Origin of the sequence: Pseudomonas sp. MWU12-3103b, assembly GCF_023100615.1 — a bacterium.
GTDB lineage: Bacteria > Pseudomonadota > Gammaproteobacteria > Pseudomonadales > Pseudomonadaceae > Aquipseudomonas > Aquipseudomonas putida_A.
Map to the genome: position 1 here is coordinate 469,402 of NZ_JALMEY010000001.1, position 22,290 is coordinate 491,691.

20 protein-coding genes are annotated in these 22,290 nt (G+C 60.7%); 14 read left to right on the top strand and 6 right to left on the bottom strand.

Annotation, left to right across the window (positions count from 1 at the left end; translation table 11 throughout):
• The first annotated feature begins 545 nt into the window (after positions 1-545).
• The 7 genes from M0808_RS02165 to M0808_RS02195 all read left to right on the top strand — a co-directional run bounded on the left by M0808_RS02165 (position 546) and on the right by M0808_RS02195 (position 8,905).
• Positions 546-1,904: a glutamine synthetase family protein gene (locus M0808_RS02165; protein ID WP_247839721.1), complete on the top strand. Its 1,359-nt coding sequence runs from the start codon at positions 546-548 to the stop codon at positions 1,902-1,904.
• A 56-nt stretch (positions 1,905-1,960) separates the two neighbouring features.
• Positions 1,961-3,325, top strand: coding sequence for an aspartate aminotransferase family protein (locus tag M0808_RS02170; protein ID WP_247839723.1), 1,365 nt, complete (start codon positions 1,961-1,963; stop codon positions 3,323-3,325).
• Positions 3,326-3,496: 171 nt separating this feature from the next.
• A complete protein-coding gene (locus M0808_RS02175) occupies positions 3,497-4,606 on the top strand; it encodes a polyamine ABC transporter substrate-binding protein (protein ID WP_027610515.1) in 1,110 nt (369 codons plus the stop codon).
• A 187-nt stretch (positions 4,607-4,793) separates the two neighbouring features.
• Positions 4,794-5,891, top strand: a complete 1,098-nt coding sequence (locus M0808_RS02180; protein WP_098966145.1) for a polyamine ABC transporter substrate-binding protein — start codon at positions 4,794-4,796, stop codon at positions 5,889-5,891.
• A gap of 67 nt (positions 5,892-5,958) precedes the next feature.
• The gene (potA, locus tag M0808_RS02185) at positions 5,959-7,101 is read left to right on the top strand and encodes a polyamine ABC transporter ATP-binding protein (protein WP_003229245.1); all 1,143 of its coding nucleotides are present in this window, start codon (positions 5,959-5,961) and stop codon (positions 7,099-7,101) included.
• A 35-nt stretch (positions 7,102-7,136) separates the two neighbouring features.
• Positions 7,137-8,018: an ABC transporter permease subunit gene (locus M0808_RS02190; protein ID WP_171061891.1), complete on the top strand. Its 882-nt coding sequence runs from the start codon at positions 7,137-7,139 to the stop codon at positions 8,016-8,018.
• Positions 8,015-8,905, top strand: a complete 891-nt coding sequence (locus M0808_RS02195) for an ABC transporter permease subunit (RefSeq protein WP_027610518.1) — start codon at positions 8,015-8,017, stop codon at positions 8,903-8,905. Before M0808_RS02190 ends, M0808_RS02195 begins: the two co-directional genes overlap by 4 nt.
• 191 nt (positions 8,906-9,096) lie before the next feature.
• On the opposite strand, the gene M0808_RS02200 is transcribed toward M0808_RS02195, so the two are convergent.
• Positions 9,097-9,738 carry an HD domain-containing protein gene (locus M0808_RS02200; protein WP_027610519.1) on the bottom strand — a complete coding sequence of 214 codons (642 nt, stop codon included), beginning with the start codon at positions 9,736-9,738 and terminating at the stop codon, positions 9,097-9,099.
• Positions 9,739-10,042: 304 nt separating this feature from the next.
• On the opposite strand from M0808_RS02200, the gene M0808_RS02205 reads away from it, so the two are divergent.
• On the top strand, positions 10,043-11,008 hold the full coding sequence (locus tag M0808_RS02205) for a GlxA family transcriptional regulator (protein ID WP_247839725.1): 966 nt from the start codon (positions 10,043-10,045) through the stop codon (positions 11,006-11,008).
• Between the two features lie 115 nt (positions 11,009-11,123).
• Here the strand turns inward: M0808_RS02205 and M0808_RS02210 are convergent, their stop codons facing one another.
• Both M0808_RS02210 and M0808_RS02215 read right to left on the bottom strand, forming a co-directional pair.
• Positions 11,124-13,535, bottom strand: a complete 2,412-nt coding sequence (locus tag M0808_RS02210; protein ID WP_247839727.1) for a penicillin acylase family protein — start codon at positions 13,533-13,535, stop codon at positions 11,124-11,126.
• Between the two features lie 102 nt (positions 13,536-13,637).
• Positions 13,638-14,216, bottom strand: coding sequence for a DUF6436 domain-containing protein (locus tag M0808_RS02215; protein WP_097088900.1), 579 nt, complete (start codon positions 14,214-14,216; stop codon positions 13,638-13,640).
• A 99-nt stretch (positions 14,217-14,315) separates the two neighbouring features.
• Here M0808_RS02215 and M0808_RS02220 point away from each other — a divergent pair, with 99 nt between their 5' ends.
• Positions 14,316-15,263: an alpha/beta hydrolase gene (locus M0808_RS02220; protein WP_210556390.1), complete on the top strand. Its 948-nt coding sequence runs from the start codon at positions 14,316-14,318 to the stop codon at positions 15,261-15,263.
• 103 nt (positions 15,264-15,366) lie between these two features.
• Here M0808_RS02220 and M0808_RS02225 read toward each other — a convergent pair whose 3' ends face one another.
• Positions 15,367-16,119, bottom strand: coding sequence for a DUF2059 domain-containing protein (locus M0808_RS02225; RefSeq protein WP_097088904.1), 753 nt, complete (start codon positions 16,117-16,119; stop codon positions 15,367-15,369).
• A 108-nt stretch (positions 16,120-16,227) separates the two neighbouring features.
• On the opposite strand from M0808_RS02225, the gene M0808_RS02230 reads away from it, so the two are divergent.
• A complete protein-coding gene (locus tag M0808_RS02230) occupies positions 16,228-16,860 on the top strand; it encodes a 2OG-Fe(II) oxygenase (protein WP_247839729.1) in 633 nt (210 codons plus the stop codon).
• A 1-nt stretch (position 16,861) separates the two neighbouring features.
• The gene (locus M0808_RS02235) at positions 16,862-17,347 is read left to right on the top strand and encodes a DUF523 domain-containing protein (protein WP_247839731.1); all 486 of its coding nucleotides are present in this window, start codon (positions 16,862-16,864) and stop codon (positions 17,345-17,347) included.
• 223 nt (positions 17,348-17,570) lie between these two features.
• Here M0808_RS02235 and M0808_RS02240 read toward each other — a convergent pair whose 3' ends face one another.
• Positions 17,571-18,131, bottom strand: coding sequence for a transporter substrate-binding domain-containing protein (locus tag M0808_RS02240; protein WP_247839733.1), 561 nt, complete (start codon positions 18,129-18,131; stop codon positions 17,571-17,573).
• A gap of 135 nt (positions 18,132-18,266) precedes the next feature.
• Here M0808_RS02240 and M0808_RS02245 point away from each other — a divergent pair, with 135 nt between their 5' ends.
• Positions 18,267-18,692: a DUF4399 domain-containing protein gene (locus M0808_RS02245; protein WP_247839734.1), complete on the top strand. Its 426-nt coding sequence runs from the start codon at positions 18,267-18,269 to the stop codon at positions 18,690-18,692.
• A gap of 62 nt (positions 18,693-18,754) precedes the next feature.
• Here the strand turns inward: M0808_RS02245 and serA are convergent, their stop codons facing one another.
• Entirely contained in the window at positions 18,755-19,984 is a 1,230-nt protein-coding gene (gene serA / locus M0808_RS02250; RefSeq protein ID WP_003229219.1) for a phosphoglycerate dehydrogenase, read from the bottom strand.
• A gap of 204 nt (positions 19,985-20,188) precedes the next feature.
• Between serA and M0808_RS02255 the strand changes: the two genes are divergently transcribed.
• On the top strand, positions 20,189-21,583 hold the full coding sequence (locus M0808_RS02255; RefSeq protein WP_247839737.1) for an FAD-binding oxidoreductase: 1,395 nt from the start codon (positions 20,189-20,191) through the stop codon (positions 21,581-21,583).
• A 41-nt stretch (positions 21,584-21,624) separates the two neighbouring features.
• A complete protein-coding gene (locus M0808_RS02260; protein ID WP_027610530.1) occupies positions 21,625-22,290 on the top strand; it encodes a fumarylacetoacetate hydrolase family protein in 666 nt (221 codons plus the stop codon).

Sequence of the window (22,290 nt, forward strand, 5' to 3'; positions counted from 1 at the left end):
CCGTGTTGTATTTTTTACGGGGGTGTTGTGTAAAAAAATGAACAAGGCTAAGCTCCGACCAAACCCATAACAGCAATAATACCGGGGTGCTTCATGTCTCGCCTGCCGTTAATCGGCATCACCGACTGCTCGCAACAGTCCGGTCTGCATGCTCATCACATCAGTGGCGACAAATCCGTCCGTGACGCGGCCAGCATGGCTCGTGGCGGGTCGACGAGGTTCTCGTGCGCATCAGGCCCAACGGCAACGTCCGATATTCTGGACGCACGGGACAGCATCCTGTTTATGGCGTCTCCTTCCAATATAGATCCCTTTGAGTCCCAAAGCCTGTGCCGCTCCCAAAGCCGTGCTCATGATTCTGCACGCCTTGAATGTGCACAGGAAATGCAACGCCAGCGTAAAGGGCAGGTAAGCTCCTCTTTCATTGTCTATGCGCGGTGCCAGGCGTAAGCCGGTACTGCGCGCAAGCAAGCTCCCTTTAACGCGACGCCACGGCGTCAAACTTTGCCTGACACGATGTCAGGAGACTCAGCCCAGAGGCATTTATGAGTAACAACCTCGACCAGCTCACCGATTGGTTGAAAGACCACAAGATCACAGAAGTCGAATGCATGATCGGCGACTTGACCGGTATTACCCGGGGCAAGATCTCGCCGACCAACAAGTTCATCGCCGAAAAGGGCATGCGCCTGCCAGAAAGCGTTCTGTTGCAGACCGTGACCGGCGACTACGTCGAAGACGACATCTATTACGAACTGCTCGACCCGGCCGACATCGATATGATCTGCCGTCCCGACCAGAACGCCGTGTACCTGGTGCCATGGGCGATAGAGCCGACCGCTCAGGTGATCCACGACACCTACGACAAGCAAGGCAACCCGATCGAGCTGTCGCCGCGCAACGTCCTCAAGAAAGTCCTGAAGCTCTATACCGATAAGGGCTGGCAGCCAATCGTGGCGCCGGAGATGGAGTTCTACCTGACCAAGCGCAGTGACGACCCCGACTATCCGCTGCAGCCGCCGATCGGCCGCTCGGGCCGTCCGGAAATCGGTCGTCAGTCGTTCTCCATCGAAGCGGCGAACGAATTCGACCCGCTGTTCGAAGACGTCTACGACTGGTGCGAACTGCAGGAACTGGACCTCGATACGCTGATCCACGAAGACGGTACGGCGCAGATGGAAATCAACTTCCGTCACGGCGACGCGCTGTCGCTGGCCGATCAGATTCTGGTGTTCAAACGCACCATGCGCGAAGCCGCGCTCAAACACGACGTGGCCGCGACCTTCATGGCCAAGCCGATGACCGGCGAGCCGGGCAGTGCCATGCACCTGCACCAGAGCATCATCGACATCGAGACCGGCAAGAACGTGTTCTCCAATGAAGACGGGACCATGAGCCAGCTGTTCCTGCACCACATCGGTGGTCTGCAGAAACTGATCCCGGAATTGCTCCCGCTGTTCGCACCGAACGTCAACTCGTTCCGCCGCTTCCTGCCGGACACCTCGGCGCCGGTAAACGTGGAGTGGGGCGAAGAGAACCGCACCGTGGGCCTGCGCGTTCCGGATGCCGGCCCACAGAACCGTCGCGTGGAAAACCGCCTGCCGGGCGCCGACGCCAACCCGTACCTGGCGATTGCCGCGAGCCTGCTCTGCGGTTACATCGGCATGGTCGAGGGCCTCAACCCGAGCGCGCCAGTGGTCGGTCGTGGCTATGAACGCCGCAACCTGCGCCTGCCGCTGACCATCGAGGACGCGCTGGAGCGTATGGAAAACAGCGCGACCATCGAGAAATACCTGGGCAAGACCTTCATCACCGGCTACGTCGCGGTCAAGCGGGCCGAGCATGAAAACTTCAAGCGCGTGATCAGTTCCTGGGAGCGTGAGTACCTGCTCTTCGCCGTCTGATACGCCGGGCGCGGCTGGCAGCAGCCGCGCCTTCACCGATAACAAGGAGAATTGGCATGACCAGCAACAACCCGCAAACCCGTGAGTGGCAAGCCCTGAGCAGCGATCACCACCTGGCCCCGTTCAGCGATTTCAAGCAGCTGAAAGAGAAGGGTCCACGGATCATCACCAACGCCAAGGGCGTGTACCTGTGGGACAGCGAGGGCAACAAGATCCTCGATGGCATGGCGGGTCTGTGGTGCGTGGCGATCGGTTATGGCCGCGATGAGCTGGCTGACGCCGCCGCGAAGCAGATGCGCGAACTGCCTTACTACAACCTGTTCTTCCAGACCGCGCACCCACCGGCGCTGGAACTGGCCAAGGCCATTGCCGACGTGGCGCCGGAAGGCATGAACCACGTGTTCTTCACCGGTTCCGGCTCCGAAGGCAACGACACCATGCTGCGCATGGTTCGCCATTACTGGGCAATCAAGGGCCAGCCGAACAAGAAAGTCATCATCAGCCGCAAGAACGGCTATCACGGTTCCACCGTGGCCGGCGCGAGCCTCGGTGGCATGACCTATATGCACGAGCAGGGCGATTTGCCGATTCCGGGCATCGTCCATATCGCGCAGCCGTACTGGTTCGCCGAGGGCGGCGACATGTCGCCGGAAGAGTTCGGCATCTGGGCGGCCAATCAGCTGGAAGAGAAGATTCTCGAAGTCGGCGTGGACAACGTCGGTGCGTTCATTGCCGAGCCGATTCAGGGCGCCGGCGGCGTGATCATTCCGCCAGAGACTTACTGGCCGCGCATCAAGGAAATCCTCGCCAAGTACGACATTCTGTTCGTCGCCGACGAAGTGATCTGCGGTTTCGGCCGTACCGGCGAGTGGTTCGGTTCGGATTTCTACGACCTGAAGCCGGACATGATGACCATCGCCAAAGGCCTGACCTCCGGCTACATCCCGATGGGTGGCCTGATCGTTCGTGATGAAGTGGTGAAGGTGCTCAACGAGGGCGGCGATTTCAACCACGGCTTCACCTACTCCGGGCACCCGGTGGCGGCGGCGGTGGGGCTGGAAAACATCCGGATTCTGCGCGACGAGAAAATTATCGAGAACGCGCACAACGAAACGGCACCGTATTTGCAGAAACGTCTGCGCGAACTCAACGATCACCCGTTGGTGGGTGAAGTGCGCGGCGTCGGTTTGCTGGGGGCGATCGAACTGGTGCAGGACAAGGCCACTCGCAAGCGTTACGAAGGTCGGGGCGTGGGCATGATCTGCCGGCAGTTCTGCTTCGATAACGGCCTGATCATGCGCGCCGTGGGCGACACCATGATCATTGCGCCGCCGCTGGTGATCAGCAAGGCGGAGATCGATGAGCTGGTGACCAAGGCACGTAAATGCCTGGACCTGACCCTCAGTGCGTTGCAGGCCTAAGTGCTAGGCTTCGAGCGGGGGAGCTGCGGCGCTCTCGCTCGAAGGTGTCAGAAAGGTTGGCCTTTTCTTGAAAGACCGCCTCCGATCTTGCCAGACTAGCCGCGGTTCCAGTTGTCCGGGTTCGGCCGCTGAACAAAGTGGTTCAAAAAAGAAAAATTTGGAGCATGACGCATGAAGGCATTAGGTAAAAAGCTTGCTGGCAAGACTCTTCTCGCTTTGTCCGTTGCGGGCATGATGGCGGGCGCGGTCCACGCGGACGACAAGGTATTGCACGTCTACAACTGGTCCGACTACATCGCTCCGGACACCATTGCCAACTTCGAGAAAGAGTCCGGGATCAAAGTCGTCTACGACGTATTCGACAGCAACGAAACCCTGGAAGCCAAACTGCTGGCGGGCAAATCCGGTTACGACGTCGTTGTGCCGTCGAACAACTTCCTGGCCAAGCAGATCAAGGCGGGCGTTTATCAGGAGCTGGACAAGTCCAAGCTGTCCAACTACGGCAACCTGAACAAATCGCTGCTCAAGGCCGTTTCGGTCAGTGACCCGGACAACAAGCACGCCTTCCCGTACATGTGGGGCTCGATCGGCATCGGCTACAACCCGGAGAAGGTCAAGGCTGCACTGGGCGTCGACACCATCGATTCCTGGGACACTCTGCTCAAGCCGGAGAACATCGCCAAGCTCAAGAGCTGCGGTGTGAGCTTCCTCGACTCGCCGACCGAAATGCTCCCGGTCGCGCTGCACTACTTGGGCCTGCCAACCGACAGCCAGAAGAAAGAAGACATCAAGAAAGCCGAGGAACTGTTCCTCAAGATTCGTCCTTCGATCACCTACTTCCACTCCTCCAAGTACATCTCGGACCTGGCCAACGGCAACATCTGCGTAGCGGTCGGCTACTCGGGTGACGTGCAGCAGGCCAAGTCCCGTGCCGCCGAGGCCGGTGACAAGGTCAAGGTCAGCTACGCCATTCCGAAGGAAGGTGCCGGCAGCTTCTATGACATGGTCGCGATTCCGAAAGATGCGGAAAACATCGACGGCGCCTACAAGTTCATGAACTACCTGCTGCAACCGAAAGTGATGGCCGAGATCACCAACGCTGTGCGCTTCCCTAACGGTAACGCCGAAGCGACCCAGTACGTGAACAAGGACATCACCGCCGATCCAGGCATCTACCCGCCAGCCGACGTGCAGGCCAAGCTGTATGCGATCGCCGACTTGCCGGCCGCTACCCAGCGTGAACTGACCCGCAGCTGGACCAAGATCAAATCCGGTAAATAAGCCGGTTTGACGCAGCAACCGCTGGCCGTCGTCGCCGCGACGGCGGCCAGCGGATCAATTAAATGACAGGAAGTTTTGCAGGAACGGTTTTTCGAGGGTAAGTTGCGCGCCGGTTTGGTTGCCGGGCAGCCATGGCTGTCATGTAACGCGGGGCAACTTGGGCCCAACTAATTTAGAGGACCTCCACTTGCCTATTTTTTCTTCTTTGCGCAAAGCCCTGCTGGCCACTGCCGGCCTGACGATCGCTGTCGGAGCCCAGGCCGCCGGTACGGTGCATATTTATAACTGGTCGGATTACATCGGCGAGACCACCCTGGCCGACTTCGAGAAAGCCACCGGGATCAAACCGGTGTACGACGTGTTCGACTCCAACGAGACCCTGGAAGGCAAGCTGCTGGCCGGGCGTACCGGTTACGACGTGGTCGTGCCGTCGAACCATTTCCTCGGCAAGCAGATCAAGGCGGGCGCGTTCCAGAAGCTCGACAAGTCGCAGTTGCCGAACTACTCGAACCTCGATCCGGTGCTGCTCAAGCGCCTGGAACAGAACGACCCGGGCAACCAGTACGCCGTGCCGTACCTGTGGGGCACCAACGGCATCGGCTACAACGTCGAGAAAGTCAAAGCGGTGCTCGGCATCGACAAGATCGACTCCTGGAGCGTGCTGTTCGAGCCGGAGAACATCAAGAAGCTGCACAGCTGTGGCGTCGCGTTCCTCGACTCGGCCGATGAAATGATGCCGACCGTGCTCAACTACATGGGCCTGAACGCCAACAGCACCAATCCGAAGGACTACGCCAAGGCCACCGACAAACTGCTGGCCGTGCGTCCCTACGTGACCTACTTCCACTCGTCGAAATACATCGGTGATCTGGCCAATGGCGACATCTGCGTGGCCATCGGTTTCTCCGGCGATATCTTCCAGGCCAAACACCGTGCCGAAGAAGCCAAGAAGGGCGTGAACATCGCCTATTCGATTCCGAAAGAGGGCGGCGCGTTGTGGTTCGACATGCTGGCGATTCCGAAGGATTCGTCCAACGTCAAAGAGGCCCACGCCTTCATCAACTATTTGCTGAAACCTGAGGTGATCGCCCAGGTCAGTGATTACGTCGGTTACGCCAACCCCAACCCGGGGTCGGACAAGCTGATGGAGCAGTCCATTCGCACCGATGAAGCGGTTTATCCACCGCAAGCAGTCCTCGACAAGACTTACGTGTCGGTCGAGTTGCCACCCAATATTCAGCGTTTGATGACCCGTAGCTGGACCAAGGTCAAGTCGGGCAAGTAAGGCACAAACTATCCTGGGTTCGTCCGCATGGGGCGAACTGCACTGTTTTTTTCTGGGAGTTTCGTAAATGGCAGTTGCCTCCGGCGCCTATAAGAAAGCCCTCGAGGGCGACCAGACACCTAAGCAGGTGTTGGTCAAAATCGACCGGGTCACGAAGAAGTTCGACGAGACGATTGCCGTGGACGATGTGTCCCTGGAAATCAAGAAAGGCGAGATCTTCGCCCTGCTCGGCGGCTCGGGATCGGGCAAATCCACGCTGCTGCGGATGCTGGCAGGGTTCGAACGGCCCACGGAGGGGCGCATTTTCCTCGACGGCGTCGACATCACCGACATGCCGCCGTACGAGCGACCGATCAACATGATGTTCCAGTCGTATGCCTTGTTCCCGCACATGACTGTGGCGCAGAACATCGCCTTCGGCCTCAAGCAGGACAAGATCCCCAACGCCGAGATCGACGCTCGCGTGGCCGAGATGCTCAAGCTGGTGCAGATGAGCCAGTACGCCAAGCGCAAGCCGCATCAACTGTCCGGCGGTCAGCGCCAGCGTGTGGCACTGGCGCGCTCGCTGGCCAAGCGGCCGAAACTGCTGCTGCTCGACGAGCCGATGGGCGCACTGGACAAGAAACTGCGTTCGCAGATGCAGCTGGAGCTGGTGGAAATCATCGAGCGCGTGGGTGTGACCTGCGTGATGGTGACCCACGACCAGGAAGAAGCCATGACCATGGCCGAGCGCATCGCGATCATGCACCTGGGGTGGATCGCCCAGATCGGCAGCCCGATCGACATCTACGAAACCCCGACCAGCCGTCTGGTCTGTGAATTCATCGGCAACGTGAACATCTTCGAAGGCGAAGTGATCGACGACGCCGAAGGCCACGCGACCATCACCTGCAAAGACCTCGACCGGCAGATCTACGTCGGCCACGGCATCAGCACTTCGGTACAGGACAAATCCGTGACCTACGCGATTCGTCCGGAGAAGCTGCTGGTCACCGCCGAAATGCCGACCTGCGAATACAACTGGTCCAGCGGCAAGGTGCATGACATCGCCTACCTCGGCGGCCACTCGGTGTTCTACGTCGAATTGCCGAGCGGCAAGCTGGTGCAGTCGTTTGTCGCCAACGCCGAACGTCGCGGCCAGCGTCCGACCTGGGGCGATCAGGTTTACGTGTGGTGGGAAGACGACAGCGGCGTGGTACTTCGCTCATGAACATGCGCAAGTTCAAACGACGGCTCAACCGAATAATTCCCAATGGCCGGCAACTGGTCATCGGGGTTCCGTTCATCTGGCTGTTCCTGTTCTTCATGCTGCCGTTCTTCATCGTCCTGAAGATCAGCTTCGCTGAAGCCGACGTGGCCATCCCGCCGTATACCGAGATCTACACCTTCGCCGAGCAGAAGCTGCAACTGCTGCTGAACCTGGGCAACTACGCGATGCTCGGCGACGACGAGTTGTACATCGCCGCCTACCTCGGCTCGCTGAAGATGGCGTTCTTCAGCACGCTGCTGTGCCTGCTGATCGGCTACCCGATGGCCTACGCCATCGCCAGTGCGCGCAAAGAGCTGCAGACGGTGCTGGTGCTGCTGATCATGATGCCGACCTGGACTGCGATCCTGATCCGTGTGTATGCGTGGATGGGCATTCTCAGCAACAACGGCCTGCTCAACGGTTTCCTGATGAGCATGGGCTTTATCGACGAGCCGCTGCAGATCCTCAACACCAACCTCGCGGTGTACATCGGCGTGGTTTATTCGTACCTGCCGTTCATGATCCTGCCGCTGTACGCCAACCTGGTGAAGCATGATCAGAGCCTGCTGGAAGCGGCGTCCGACCTCGGTTCGAGCACCTTCAACAGCTTCTGGAAAATCACCATTCCGCTGTCCAAGAACGGGATCATCGCCGGCTGCATGCTGGTGTTCATCCCGGTGGTCGGCGAGTTCGTGATCCCGGAACTGCTTGGCGGCCCGGAAACCCTGATGATCGGTAAAGTGCTCTGGCAAGAGTTCTTCAACAACCGTGACTGGCCGGTGGCGTCCGCCCTGGCGGTGGTGATGCTGGCGATCCTGATTGTGCCGATCATCCTGTTCAACCGCAGTCAGGCCAAGGAAATGGAGGGCAAAGAATGAAACGCATCCGTTTCTCCAGCCTGATGCTGGTTCTGGGTTTGTTGTTCATCTACCTGCCGATGCTGATCCTGGTGATCTACTCGTTCAACGCCTCGAAACTGGTGACGGTGTGGGGTGGCTGGTCGATCAAGTGGTACGTCGGCCTGCTCGACAACACGCAACTGATGGGCTCGGTGGTGCGCTCGCTGGAAATCGCCTGCTATACCGCCGTTGCGGCGGTGGCGCTGGGTACGCTGGCAGCGTTCGTGCTGACCCGCATCACCCACTTCAAGGGCCGCACGCTGTTCGGTGGCCTGGTGACGGCGCCGTTGGTAATGCCTGAGGTGATCACCGGTCTGTCGCTGTTGCTGCTGTTCGTGGCCATGGCGCAGATGATCGGCTGGCCGCAGGAACGTGGCATCGTCACCATCTGGATCGCCCACACGACGTTCTGTGCGGCGTATGTGGCGGTGGTGGTGTCGGCGCGTCTGCGTGAGCTGGACCTGTCGATTGAAGAAGCGGCGATGGATCTGGGGGCGCGGCCGTGGAAGGTGTTCTTCCTGATCACCATCCCGATGATCGCGCCGTCCTTGGCAGCGGGCGGCATGATGTCGTTCGCCCTGTCGCTGGACGATCTGGTACTGGCGAGCTTCGTTTCCGGCCCGGGTTCGACCACGCTGCCGATGGAAGTGTTCTCGGCGGTGCGTCTGGGCGTGAAGCCTGAGATCAACGCCGTGGCCAGTCTGATTCTGCTGGCGGTTTCGATCGTGACGTTCATGGTGTGGTTCTTCAGCCGCCGCGCCGAAGAAGCGCGCAAGAAAGCCATCCAGCAAGCCATCGAAGAAGGCGCCGCCGATTCGTGGAAGCAACCGGACGTGCGCCGCGCGCCTGCGCCGGAAGCGGCTTAAAGCAAAATCGGGTTGGCCCCTTTATCAAGGCCAACCCAAATCCAACTGTGGGAGCGGGCTTTTGTGGTGAGGGGATTTATCCCCGATGGGTTGCGAAGCGGCCCCCTCTCTTGATTCAAAAAGAAAGGGACTGCTACGCAGTCCATCGGGGATAAATCCCCTCACCACAGGGCACACCCCCACAGTTGGTATTAGGCAGTCCAGGGAGATTGGCGGATGACTTCAACAAAGTTCATCGGCTTGAACCCCGGCTCCTGATCCACCAGCACATCGGTCTTCACGTTGCCGAACGTGGTCTGCGGACGATGGCGCAAGCCGTCGGCAAACGCGCAGATGATGCACTCCTTGAAACCTTCCCCGCGTGGATGCGCATGCACCACCGCCTCGCGCTGGGTGCTGCTGAACGCCGCGTAATCCATGCCCAACACGTCCATCTCGACACCTGCCGTCACCAGCGCCACGGTCGGCCGCAGATGTTTGGGCACGCCCGGCGTGGTGTGCAGGGCAATCGACAGCCAGACTTGCTCGATGTCGTCATCGCTCAGTCCGTACGGTTTGAGAAACGCCGCGGCCGCGTTGGCGCCATCCACTTCGAAGCGCTCGTCGGCACTGCGATAGCCCTCGACCAGACCGAGGTCGTGGAACATCGCGCCGACGTACAGCAGCTCCGGGTTGTAGGCCAGTTGCTGGCGCTCGCCGCTCAATGCGCCGAACAGAAACACCCGGCGCGAGTGGTGGTAGAGCAGGTCGGATTCGATGTCGCGAATGTACTCGGTGGTGGCCCGGGCGAGGGCGCTGTCGGGGATCTTGATGCCGGCAATGGTCGTGCTCATGAAGGTATCCTCATCGAAAACGCCGTCGTGGCGCTGATGGGCAAAGTCTGTTCCCCGAGGCACTAAACGGACAATCAACGCATGGCTGCGATCCTTGCCAATCGACCTGCAAATCGTGCCAACTCACGGCTTGAGCGCTTATCGCGCTCCTCTGTGGTGAGGGGATTTATCCCCGATGGACTGCGCAGCAGTCCCAAAACCTGCTGTTTCGGTGTATCAGGTAAACCGCGCAGTGAGGATCTACGACTGCTGCGCAGCCGATCGGGGATGAATCCCCTCGCCACAAAGATTCCCCAGGAGGCTTATGAACAAAACCATCGCCATCGTGGTATTTCCCGGCGTGCAGGCGCTGGATGTCAGCGGGCCGATGGATGTGTTCGCCGAGGCCAACCGGTTTCTGCCGCCCGAGGATCACTACCAGCTGGAGGTGATCGGCCTCGAACGTGGGCCGATGGCTTGCTCCAATGGCCTGAACCTCAGCGCTCACCGACACTTCAGCGAAGCGCACGATGCTTATGACCTGCTGCTGGTGGCCGGCGGGCCGCAGTTACCGTTCATGGATTTCGGCAAGCCTTTCGACACCTGGCTGCGCGAGGCCTGCACCCGTGCCCGGCGCTTTGGCTCGATCTGCAACGGCGCGTTCATGCTGGCGCGGGCGGGACTGCTGGAAGGGCGCACCGTGACCACCCACTGGAACGATGCCGAAGCCTTGGCACAGTTGTGTCCATCGACTCAAGTCGAGGCCGATCGCCTGTACGTCGAGGACGGTGCGCTCTACACCTCGGCCGGGGTCACCGCCGGGATCGATCTGTCGCTGTACCTGCTGGCCCGTGATTGCGGCGCTGAAGTGGCGCTGAGCGTGGCCAAGCGGCTGGTGGTGTTCACTCAGCGCTCGGGCGGGCAATCGCAGTTCAGCCCGTTCCTCACACCGCATGCGGAGTCGACGTCAGCGGTGGCGATGGTGCAGTTGTATGTGCTGGCCAACCTCACCGGCGATCTGACGATTGCCGATCTGGCGAACGCGGCGAACATGAGTGCGCGCAATTTCTCCCGGGTGTTCGCCCGCGAGGCTCGGGTCACCCCGGCGGAGTTCGTCGAAAGTGCGCGAGTGGATGCGGCGCGGGTGCTGCTGGAAAGCACTACGGCACCGCTGAAGACCGTGGCCTATCAGTGCGGGTTTCGCGATGCGCAGCACATGCGCAGTGTGTTCAACCGTCGATTGGGCGTGACGCCGCAGCAGTTTCGGCTGAATTTTGCCGGGCTGGTTTGAGTTCCAGTGTTGTTCTTGAGGGCCCCTTCGCGAGCAAGCTCGCTCCCACAGTTGAAATACACTCCCCTGTGGGAGCGAGCTTGCTCGCGAAGGGGTCAGCGCAGAAAGTACAAAACTATCGCGCAGCCCGCGCCGGCAACAGCTTCAAGGTACTACGGGTATTGGCCGTCACCTCTTCCTCGCTGAAGTGCGCCTGCACATACATCCCCTCGACGTACTCCTCGGCCTGATCGTCATAGTGGCTGTCGAACGGCACACCGCTCTGGCCGACCGGGTTGATGGTCAGGCTGTGCGCCGGGTCGGCGAAGTCGACCAGCCGCCGCGTCGAAGGCCCGTAGGTCACCGGCCATGGCGCCGGGCCGAGCTTGGCCGAGAGATTGTTCGGCACTTCATGACTGCCGGGCGCAGCGAACGGCCCGACATTGAAGATGTGATCCAGCGGCTTCTGCTGACCCAACGGATGACCGTGGGTCAGGGTGTGCGCCGTGCCCCATTGCCAGTCGGACGGATTGTCGCCGAGGGTCTGTTTCAGGTGCGCCATGCTCGCCTGCCACGCCGCTTTGACGACGTCGGCGCGAGTCTCCCTGTTCGGCGTGTTGCGGTTGTCCCACCACAGTGAATCGGCATTCGCCGCCAGGCGCGGCAGGGCGGCATCGATCACCCGGGTCGACAGCAGCGTCTCGAAGAAGTCGTTGCCCAGCTCATCGCGCATTGCCGCATCGGCGAGGTCGTAGAGGAACTGGTTGAACACTGTGGCGTTGACCGAATCCAGCGGATAGTCGCCTTGCCACTGCGCCAGTTGCTCGACCAGTTTCAGCTGCGCCGGATCGCTCACCACTTCCCGCAACACCGGCAGCAATGGCGCCAGGGTACGCGGGCCGTAGGCGGTGGTGGTGCCCAGTTGCAGCTTCTGGTTGGCCTCGTTGCTCCATTTCACGCTCTTGTCGCTGAGCTGGCGGTTGAGCTGCTGGCCGCGATCGGCGAGGTTGTAGTAACCGGGGATTTCCATTCCGGTCGGCGACAGCGGCTGGAAGTTGGCCGAGACGATGTAGCCGCGCGCCGGGTTTTCTTCCTGCGGGTTGGCGCTGAACGGGTAGTAGCCGTCCTTGTCCGCCTGATTGCTGCTGCCGTCGAGGATGAACTCGGGCTTCACCCCGGCCGGGCGTTTCGGCAACAGCGCCGAGGCCCACCAGGCGATGTCACCCTTGGCGTTGGCGTAGACGATGTTCAGCCCCGGCGCCTGCACCTTGGTCGCAGCGGCCCGGGCCTTGGCCAGGGTGTCGGCGCGGTTGAGCTGGTAGAAACCTTCGAGAATCGGATTCGGCGTTTCGAGGAACGCCCACCACATGGCGATCGGTGTCTTGCCGGCGGCAGTGCCGAGCGCATCATTGACGATCGGACCATGGGGCGACTGGCGCAAGGTCAGCGTCACCGGCGTCTGGCCCTTCACGGCGATCTGCTGCTCGGAGCTGACCAGATCGGTCCACTGGCCGTGGTACCAGACCTGATTCGGGTTGTCCGGGTTGACCTTCTCGGCGATCAGATCCAGATCGTCGTTCTGGAACATGGTCAGGCTCCAGCCGAAATCGAGGTTGTGCCCCAGGAACGCGAACGGCACCAGCGCCTGATGATGGCCGTACAACTCAAACCCCGGTGCCGACAGTTGCGCCTCGTACCACACCGACGGCACCGAGAAGCGAATATGCGGATCACCGGCCAGCAGCGGTTTGCCGCTCTGGCTACGGCTGCCGGCGATCACCCAGGCGTTGCTGCCTTCGAATTGCGGCAGGCCGTTTTCAATCAGCGCCTGCTCGCTGAGACGGGCGAGGGCATTGAGGTCTTTCCAGTCGCCGGCGGCGAGGGCCGGGGTCTTGTTGGCGTGACCTTTGGCGAGTACGCCTTTGGGCTGCCAGTCGAGGTCGAAGACGTTGAGGTAATCGGCGCCGAGTTGATCGCGCACGTAGGTCAGCAGTGGCTCGGTGCGAAACGCGGCGGCAAAACTGTAGGCCATGTAACCGGCGACGCTGATGCTGTCTTCGGCGGTGAACGGCCGCTTGGGGATGCCTAGCACGTCGAACTCGACCGGTGCGGCGTGGCTGTCCTGATATTGATTGATGCCGTCCAGATAGGCTTGCAGGGCCTTCCACGCCGGTGACTGCTTATCGAGACTGGCGACATAACTGGCGGCGCGTTCGCGGATGCGCAGGCTGCGGAACAGTTTGTCGGTGTCGAGCAGCTTCGGCCCCAGCACTTCGGCCAGTTCGCCACGAGCGAGGCGGCGCATGGCTTCCATCTGGAACAACCGGTCTTGAGCGTGCACGTAGCCGAGGGCGCGATACAGATCGGATTCGTTCTCGGCACGAATATGCGGCACCCCGCGTTCGTCATAGCGCACGGTCACCGAACCTTGCAGATTGCGCAGCTCTACCTGGCCCTGACGCGTCGGTTGCTTGCTATAGACGTACCCGCCGACTCCGGCGAGCAGGACAACGATGAGCAAGGCAAGAACGGTGAAGACGCGTTTCATGGTGACTCCTTGTGCATGCGGGATTGCCGCCCGTCGGGCTGCAAACAATTAGCACAGACCTTCCGTGCCGTGCATCGCTGTCCTCGAAAAGTCCGGAATGCCTTACTGCGCCAGCACCGGCCACGGGCAATAACACCCGACCGCCAAAGTGTGCGTGGCGTTGACCGGGCGATCTTCGGTCAGGGCATTGAGGATCGGTTCGATAAAACTGTTGCTGGAATTGCAGGTCAGCCCTTCACTGTACGGCCCGAAGTACGCCAGTTTGCCGCTGCGATCCCAGATCGCCACGGCGGGGCTGGCCGGGATCTGCTCGGAACCGGGCAATACCGCGATGGTTTTCAGATTGCTCAGGGTGGCGGGTAACTGGCCGTGGGAGCCGGCGCGCTGCACGGCGAAGAATTCCACACCGCGCGCGCCGTACTGCTCGACCATCTCGGTCAGGTGCTGTTGATTGCCGACGTTGCATGGGCAGGCCGGGTCCCAGAAATGCACGAGACGGATTTTGCCGGGGCCGGCCAGTTCATCCGGCAGGCGCAACGGATCACCGGAAAACACCGCGGTGTGCTGACTGAACGCGCGCAGATAGCGCCCCTGAAACCAGTCGTACGCCGCCCACAGCACCCCGGCACACACAAGCGCGAGCAGGCTGGCAAACAGTGCGGTGCGGTAGGGCGAGCGCATGGTTTTTCGATCCTCGAAGGGGGGCTAGCTTGCCATGCTTGCCGCAACAGATGAATATCGCAGGCCGATAAAGTCTGTTTACCGCTTTGGAATACCCGCATGCCTGACACTTTCGATGCCGATCATTTACGCGCCAGCCTCAAGCCTTTGGCCCAGTGGCAGCCGTTGTCGGACGAGGCGAAGGCGTATCAGCGGTTCTATCAGACCGACTTTCCCGAGCGCGATGTCTGGCGGGGCATGGGCCGTTTCGAAGTCGATGGTTATGAACTGGTCAGCCATTGCTGGTGGCCGGAAAAGGTCAAGGGCACGCTGTTTCTGCTGCACGGTTTTTACGATCACACCGGGCTGTATCGGCATGTGATCGAGTGGGCGCTGGATCAGGATTTTGCCGTCATCGCCTGCGACTTGCCGGGTCATGGTCTGTCGAGTGGGCCGCGAGCGAGCATCCGTGATTTCTCCGAATATCAGGACACCTTGCAGGCGTTGTTCGCTGAAGCCAGTTCGATTGCCCTGCCGCAACCCTGGCATCTGTGCGGACAAAGCACTGGCGGCGCGATCGTCGTCGATCATGTGCTCAACCATGGCGAGAACAGTCCGGCGCAGGGTCAGTTGATTCTGCTAGCGCCGCTGGTGCGTCCGCGCGCCTGGGGCTGGTCGCAGCTCAGTTATTACTTGCTGAGGCCTTTCGTGCGGGGCGTCACCCGGCGCTTCAGCGAGAACTCCAACGACCCGGATTTTCTGCCGTTTCTGCAGGCCGACCCGCTACAGCCCAAGCGCTTGCCGACGGCGTGGGTCGGTGCGCTGTCGCGCTGGATCATCCGTGTGGAACACGCGAAAAAAAGTCCGCGACGGCCGCTGATCATTCAGGGGCAGGCGGACATGACCGTGGACTGGCAGCACAACTTGCAGGTGCTGAAGTGGAAGTTCGACCGGCCGCAGATTCTGCTGCTGCCGGAGGCGCGGCATCATCTGGCGAACGAGACGCTGGAAATGCGCGAAGAGTATTTCGAGTTTCTGAACAAGCGAATCAGGGGCAGAAATTTATAGTGTTTGTAAGGGCCTCTTCGCGAGCAAGCCCGCTCCCACATGAAACCGCGATCAACTGTGGGAGCGGGCTTGCTCGCGAAGGCGGCCGGTCAGGCAATAAAGATCACTGACCAAGGTTCGAGGAGCTTTGCCCCACCGCCAACCCCGCCCGAATCGCCGCCAGCGCCGCCTGGTAATACGCCTTGCCCTCGCTGGATTCGGCAAATGTCGCGAACTGCTCCAGTTCGTCATCCGACAGATCGCGATAAACGTAAAGCAGCGTGTTGTTCAAATCGGCACCGATCTGCTCCATCAGGCGCTGGCGCTGGCCGTTCAACATGCCTTGCGCCTGACCGCCGCCGAGCAGGCCGGGGATCATCGAACTCAGACTGTCCGCCGCCACCCCGGCAATCGCCAGGCTGACCTCGGCACCGGCCTCGCGCGCCGGCAGCGCTTGCGCCAGATGGCCGATGATCAGCAGGCGGCTGTCGCTGGCCTGCATCTTCGGCAGGCCCTTGGCGTTCTTCGCCAGTTGATCGCGACGGGTGGCGAGCAATTCAGCGGCGACGATTTTCTTGCCCAGCGGCGATTGAAAGAAGGTCAGTGCCGGTTGTGGATCGGCAAGGTGCTGGCGCAGTTGCGCTTCGGCACGCTGATCCATGGCCTGGGGAGCGAAGCGCTGGTTGCTGTTGTTGACCAGGGCTTGAAAAACCGCCGGCGGCAGGTTGTTCTGGTAGCGCTGCTGCGCGGCACTCAGGGCATCATTGAAATGCGCACGTTGATCTGGCCAGCCGGCGATCTTGTACAGCTGATCGTGGCCGTCCGCCCAGGCGGGCAAAACGCAGAACATCAACAGTGAAAAAAGCAAACGGCGCATAGGGACTCCTGTCAGCAGCGGACTATTCTCCGTGCGGTGCCGGGACTTGTCGAGAATTCGTAGCAAGCCGCTGCGTGGCTCTGTCGGATTTCTTGCCGCCGGCATACTATGCGCGCCATGCAAATATCCTCTGAACACCCGCTGCTGTTACGCATCGTCGACGACCTGGCCGAACACGGCTGGTCGCAGCAGAACATTTTCCTGCCCGCAGGTTTGACCCGCGAGCTGGCGGCCGAGTGCCGCAAACGTGAGGCCGAGGGTGAACTGGCGCCGGCGGGGGTAGGCCGTGGGCCGTTTTCGGAGATTCGCGAGGGCATTCGTGGCGACCACATCCAGTGGATCGACCCGGGCCAGGCCGAAGCCAGCGACAGTTATCTGAACCTGATGGAAAGCCTGCGCGAGGCGCTCAATCGCGGGCTGTTCCTCGGGCTCGAGGATTTCGAGTGCCACTTCGCCCTGTATCCGCCGGGCGCGTTTTACCGCAAGCACGTCGACCGTTTTCGCGACGATGACCGGCGCATGGTTTCGGCGGTGGTCTATCTCAATGACGCGTGGTTGCCGGAAGACGGCGGTCAGCTGCGCATGTACCTGGACGATGAGCGCGTCCACGACGTGCAACCCACCGGCGGCTGTCTGGTGGTGTTCCTCTCCGGCGAGGTGCCGCATGAAGTGCTGCCGGCGCACCGCGAACGCCTGTCGCTGACCGGCTGGTTCCGTCGCCGTGGCAACGAGCCGTTCTGATATGCAGAAGATTCTGGTCAGCCGCTGCCTGTTGGGCCACCGCGTGCGTTACGACGGCGGGGCCAGCGGGCCGTTCGATCTGCTCGAACAGTGGATCGCCGAGGGTCGCGTGGTACCGCTGTGTCCGGAAGTAGCTGGCGGTTTGCCAACCCCGCGGGCAGCGGCGGAGATCCCGGGTGGGCAGGGCGCGGAAGTGCTCGATGGCCAGGCGGCGGTGATCACCAGCGAGGGCGAGGACGTCAGCGCGCAGTTTCTCGATGGTGCGCGGCAAGCGCTGGAGCTGGTGCAAAAGCACGGCATCCGCGTCGCGGTGCTCAAGGCCAACAGTCCTTCCTGCGGAAACTTGCTGACCTATGACGGGACGTTCAGTGGGGTGAAGGTCTCGGGAGAAGGCGTGACGGCGGCGCTGCTTAAACGCCATGGGGTTGAAGTCTTCAGTGAACTCGAACTGCCACAAGCCGCGCTGGCCCTGGCTGCTTTGGACTGATCCGCAATTGTTGCCCTCACCCCAGCCCTCTCCCAAGGGGAGAGGGGGCCGACCGAGGTGTCTGGCGCTGTCCATCGACCTGAAAGACCTTGGCGATTGTGGATTCGGCAAAGCAATGGCCAGTCGATTTCGGATCGATACATCCATTTCAGGTCGGCGTATTTCTGCAACATTCCCCATTCAGTCCCCTCTCCCTCCGGGAGAGGGCTAGGGTGAGGGGCTTTTAAGGTTTAAACCACTTCTCGGACAACGCCGCCAATCGCCCATCCGCCTTGATCCGCTCCATCGCGCTCGCAAGACTGGCCTGAAACGCCGGATTACCCTTCTGAAACGGAATCGCCAGCTCCACCGGGGTCGCCTTCGGCTTCTCCTCGGTCAGCGCCTGTACCAGCACCATCGGTCGCGGCTGCTCATCCTTCTTCGCCAGCAGCTGCGAATCGACCTTGCCGTAAGGCTCGCTGACGTCGAAACGATCCTTGAGTTCAGGTGTCAGTGCTATGTGGTTGAGCGCGACGTCGTACTTGCCGCTTTCAACGCCCTGGAGCAGGTCGGCTTCGTCGGTGACGATGAAGTCGGCGCGCACATCCAGCTCGTTGGCCAGCAGTTGCCCAAGCTCGACCTCGAACCCCGTGAGTGTGTCGCCATCCTTGAAATTGAAGGGCGGTGTATTAGCCTCAAGGGCAATGCGCAACTCGCCACGGTCGTTGACGTCATCAATCAGTTCGGCGTGAGCCAGCGGGCTCAGAAGGGGTAGCAGGCAGATCAGGCCAGGCAGAAAACGCATGGTCACTCCTTTGAAATCATTATCGCGATGCTCTGAGTCAGGCTCGCTTTGCTATGGTTGTCGAGTGCCTTCGACAACGAATGGTCATGAAGTTGTCATGACCGCGCGGATTTTACGAAAAAACTGGAGAAGAGAATGAAAACGTTTATGTCACGAGCAGCCTTGGCTGGCCTGTTGATGGGTGTTTCAGTGCTGGCCAGTGCAGCGACCCCGGCACCCAAGGGCGCCGAAGTGTTCATCGTTTCTCCCGAAGACGGGGCCACGGTTTCTCAGGAGTTCAAGGTCAAGTTCGGGGTCAAGGACGTTGCGCTGGCACCGGCCGGTGACGTCACCAAGAACACCGGGCACCATCACCTGCTGATTGATGCCAAGGAAATCGTTCCGGCCGGTTCCATCGTGCCGACCGACGCCAACCACATGCACTTCGGCAAGGCACAGACCGAGGCCACGATCAAACTGGCCCCGGGCAAGCACACCTTGCAACTGGAGCTGGGCGACAGCGGCCACATGGCGTTCGATCCGCCGATCGTGTCGAAAAAGATCACCGTCAACGTCGAATGACGTTTTCGCACGCATGAAAAAGGGAGCCCGAAGGCTCCCTTTTTTTGTCGCTCAGCGTCGGATCAGAACAGCACGCGGCTACGGATAGTACCGTTGACGTGTTGCAGCTTCTCTTGCGCCAGCTCCGAGTACTCGGCGTCGACGTCGATCACCACGTAACCGACTTTCTCGTTGGTCTGCAGGAACTGACCAGAGATGTTGATGCCGTTTTCGGCGAAGACCTTGTTGATCTCGCTCATCACACCCGGGATGTTCTCGTGGATGTGCAGCAGGCGGTGCTTGCCAGGGTGAGCCGGCAGGGCCACTTCCGGGAAGTTCACCGACGACACCGAAGTACCGTTGTCGCTGTACTTGACCAGTTTCTCCGCCACTTCCAGACCGATGTTGGCTTGCGCTTCGGCAGTCGAACCACCGATGTGCGGGGTCAGGATCACGTTGTCCAGGCCACGCAGCGGGCTTTCGAACTCTTCGTCGTTGGAGCGTGGCTCCACCGGGAACACGTCGATGGCCGCGCCGATCAGGTGCTTGTCCTTGATCGCGTCCGCCAGGGCGTCCAGCTCGACCACGGTGCCGCGCGCGGCGTTGATCAGGATGCCGCCCTTTTTGATGGCGCGGATTTCCTTCTCGCCGATCATCCACTGGGTCGCAGCGGTTTCCGGAACGTGCAGGGTGACGATGTCGGACATGCCCAGCAGTTCGTGCAGGTTGCCGACCTGAGTGGCGTTGCCCAGCGGCAGCTTGGTCACGGTGTCGTAGAAGAACACCTGCATGCCCAGACCTTCAGCCAGAACCGACAGCTGCGTACCGATCGAACCGTAGCCGACGATGCCGAGTTTCTTGCCACGGATCTCGAAGGAGTTGGCTGCGGACTTGATCCAGCCGCCACGGTGGCAGGAAGCGTTTTTCTCAGGGATGCCGCGCAGCAGCAGGATCGCTTCGGCCAGCACCAGTTCCGCGACGGAGCGGGTGTTAGAGTACGGCGCGTTGAACACGGCGATGCCGCGCTCGCGGGCAGCACTCAGGTCAACCTGGTTGGTGCCGATGCAGAAACAGCCGACCGCGACCAGCTTCTTCGCGTGATCGAAGATCTCTTCGGTCAGTTGGGTGCGCGAACGAATGCCGATGAAGTGAGCGTCAGCGATCTTTTCCTTGAGCTCGGCTTCCGGCAAGGAGCCTGTCAGGTATTCGATGCTGGTGTAGCCCGCCGCCTTGAGGACGTCGACAGCCGATTGGTGGACGCCTTCGAGAAGAAGGAACTTGATCTTGCTCTTATCGAGAGAAGTCTTGCTCATCTGCGTAAACCTGTATCCCGGAGAAAAATGGCAGGAAATGGTCAACAGACATTGACCTGGACGACAAGAAAGCCGTCACCGCAGAACTGGCCTTGGGCACTGGCCTGCGGGGTCGGTATGCTAGCATAGCCACCCCGCTAAACACTCATTCCTGCGACGTGAAGCGTCTTCAGGATGACCATGAATTGTTCGAGAGTTCTGTCGATGACCAATCCTGCCCTGATTGATGAACTGAAGACCCTGGTCGAGCCTGGCAAGGTCCTGACCGACGCCGACTCCCTGAACGCGTACGGCAAGGATTGGACCAAGCACTTCGCGCCCGCCCCGAGCGCCATCGTGTTTCCCAAGACCATCGAACAGGTGCAGGCCATTGTCCGTTGGGCCAATACCCACAAAGTGGCGCTGGTGCCGTCGGGCGGGCGCACCGGGCTGTCCGCCGCCGCCGTTGCCGCGAATGGCGAAGTGGTGGTGTCGTTCGACTACATGAACCAGATTCTCGACGTGAACCTCACTGACCGCACCGCCGTGTGTCAGCCGGGCGTGGTCACCGAGCACTTGCAGAACGTCGCCGAAGAAAACGGCCTGTATTACCCGGTGGACTTCGCGTCGGCCGGTTCCAGTCAGATTGGCGGCAATATCGGCACCAATGCCGGCGGGATCAAGGTGATTCGCTACGGCATGACCCGTAACTGGGTCGCCGGCCTGAAAGTGGTTACCGGCAAGGGCGATGTGCTGGAGCTGAACAAGGACCTGATCAAGAACGCTACCGGTTACGACCTGCGCCAGTTGTTCATCGGCGCCGAAGGCACCCTCGGCTTTGTGGTCGAAGCGACCATGCGTCTGGATCGCGCACCGAAAAACCTGACCGCCATGGTCCTCGGCACCGCCGACTTCGACTCGATCATGCCGGTGCTGCACGCCTTCCAGGGCAAGCTTGATCTGACCGCGTTCGAATTCTTCTCCGACAAGGCCCTGGCCAAAGTACTGGGCCGTGGCGATGTGCCGACGCCGTTCGAGACCGAGTGCCCGTTCTACGCATTGCTGGAATTCGAGGCGACCAGCGAAGCAGTGGCCAACACGGCGCTGGAAACCTTCGAACACTGCGTCGAGCAGGGCTGGGTGCTGGACGGTGTGATGAGCCAGAGCGAAACCCAGCTGCAGAACCTGTGGAAGCTGCGCGAGTACATCTCCGAGACGATCTCGCACTGGACGCCGTACAAGAACGACATCTCGGTCACCGTGTCGAAAGTCCCGGCATTCCTGCAGGAAATCGACGCGATCGTCGGCGAATACTACCCGGACTTCGAAATCGTCTGGTTCGGCCACATCGGCGACGGCAACCTGCACCTGAACATTCTCAAGCCGGATAATCTGAGCAAGGACGAGTTCTTCGCCAAGTGCGCGACCGTCAACAAGTGGGTGTTCGAAACCGTCGAGAAGTACAACGGTTCGATTTCCGCCGAGCACGGCGTGGGCATGACCAAGCGCGACTACTTGACCTACAGCCGTTCTCCGGTCGAAATCGAGTACATGAAAGCGGTCAAAGCGGTGTTCGACCCGAACGGCATCATGAACCCGGGCAAGATCTTCGCGGTTTGATTGGCAATCCCTGATGAATCAATGAAGGCAGGAGTCGGTAAATGAGCTATCAGCACCAGTACGTCGACGGCACGCGCATTCACTTCCCGATCGGGAAGGTGGTGTGCATTGGCCGCAATTACGCCGAACACGCCAAGGAACTGGACAACCCGGTGCCTACCGAGCCGTTGCTATTCATCAAGCCAGGCAGTTGCGTGGTGCCACTGGAAGGCGGTTTCAGCATTCCGACCGAGCGCGGTTCGGTGCACTACGAAGCGGAAATCGCCGTGTTGATCGGCAAGCCGCTGTCGACTAAGCCGAGCCGTGAAGAAGTGCTCGACGCGATCTCCGGGTTCGCCCCGGCGCTGGACCTGACCCTGCGTGACAAGCAGGCCGAGCTCAAGTCCAAGGGCCTGCCGTGGGAAATCGCCAAGTCGTTCGACGGCGCGGCGGTGATCGCGCCGTTCGTGGTCGGCAGCACTTTCCCTGACCTGACCGACATCGGCATTCGCCTGACCATCAACGGCGAAGTACGCCAGGACGGCAACAGCAGCGCGATGCTCAACCCGATCGTGCCGATGATCCAGCACATGGCCGGCTGCTTCTCGCTGCAGGCCGGCGACGTGATCCTCACCGGCACGCCAGTGGGCGTCGGCCCGCTGAATGTCGGCGACGACATCGTGCTGGAACTGGTTGGCGCGAGCAGCTTCAGCAGCAGCGTGCGCTGA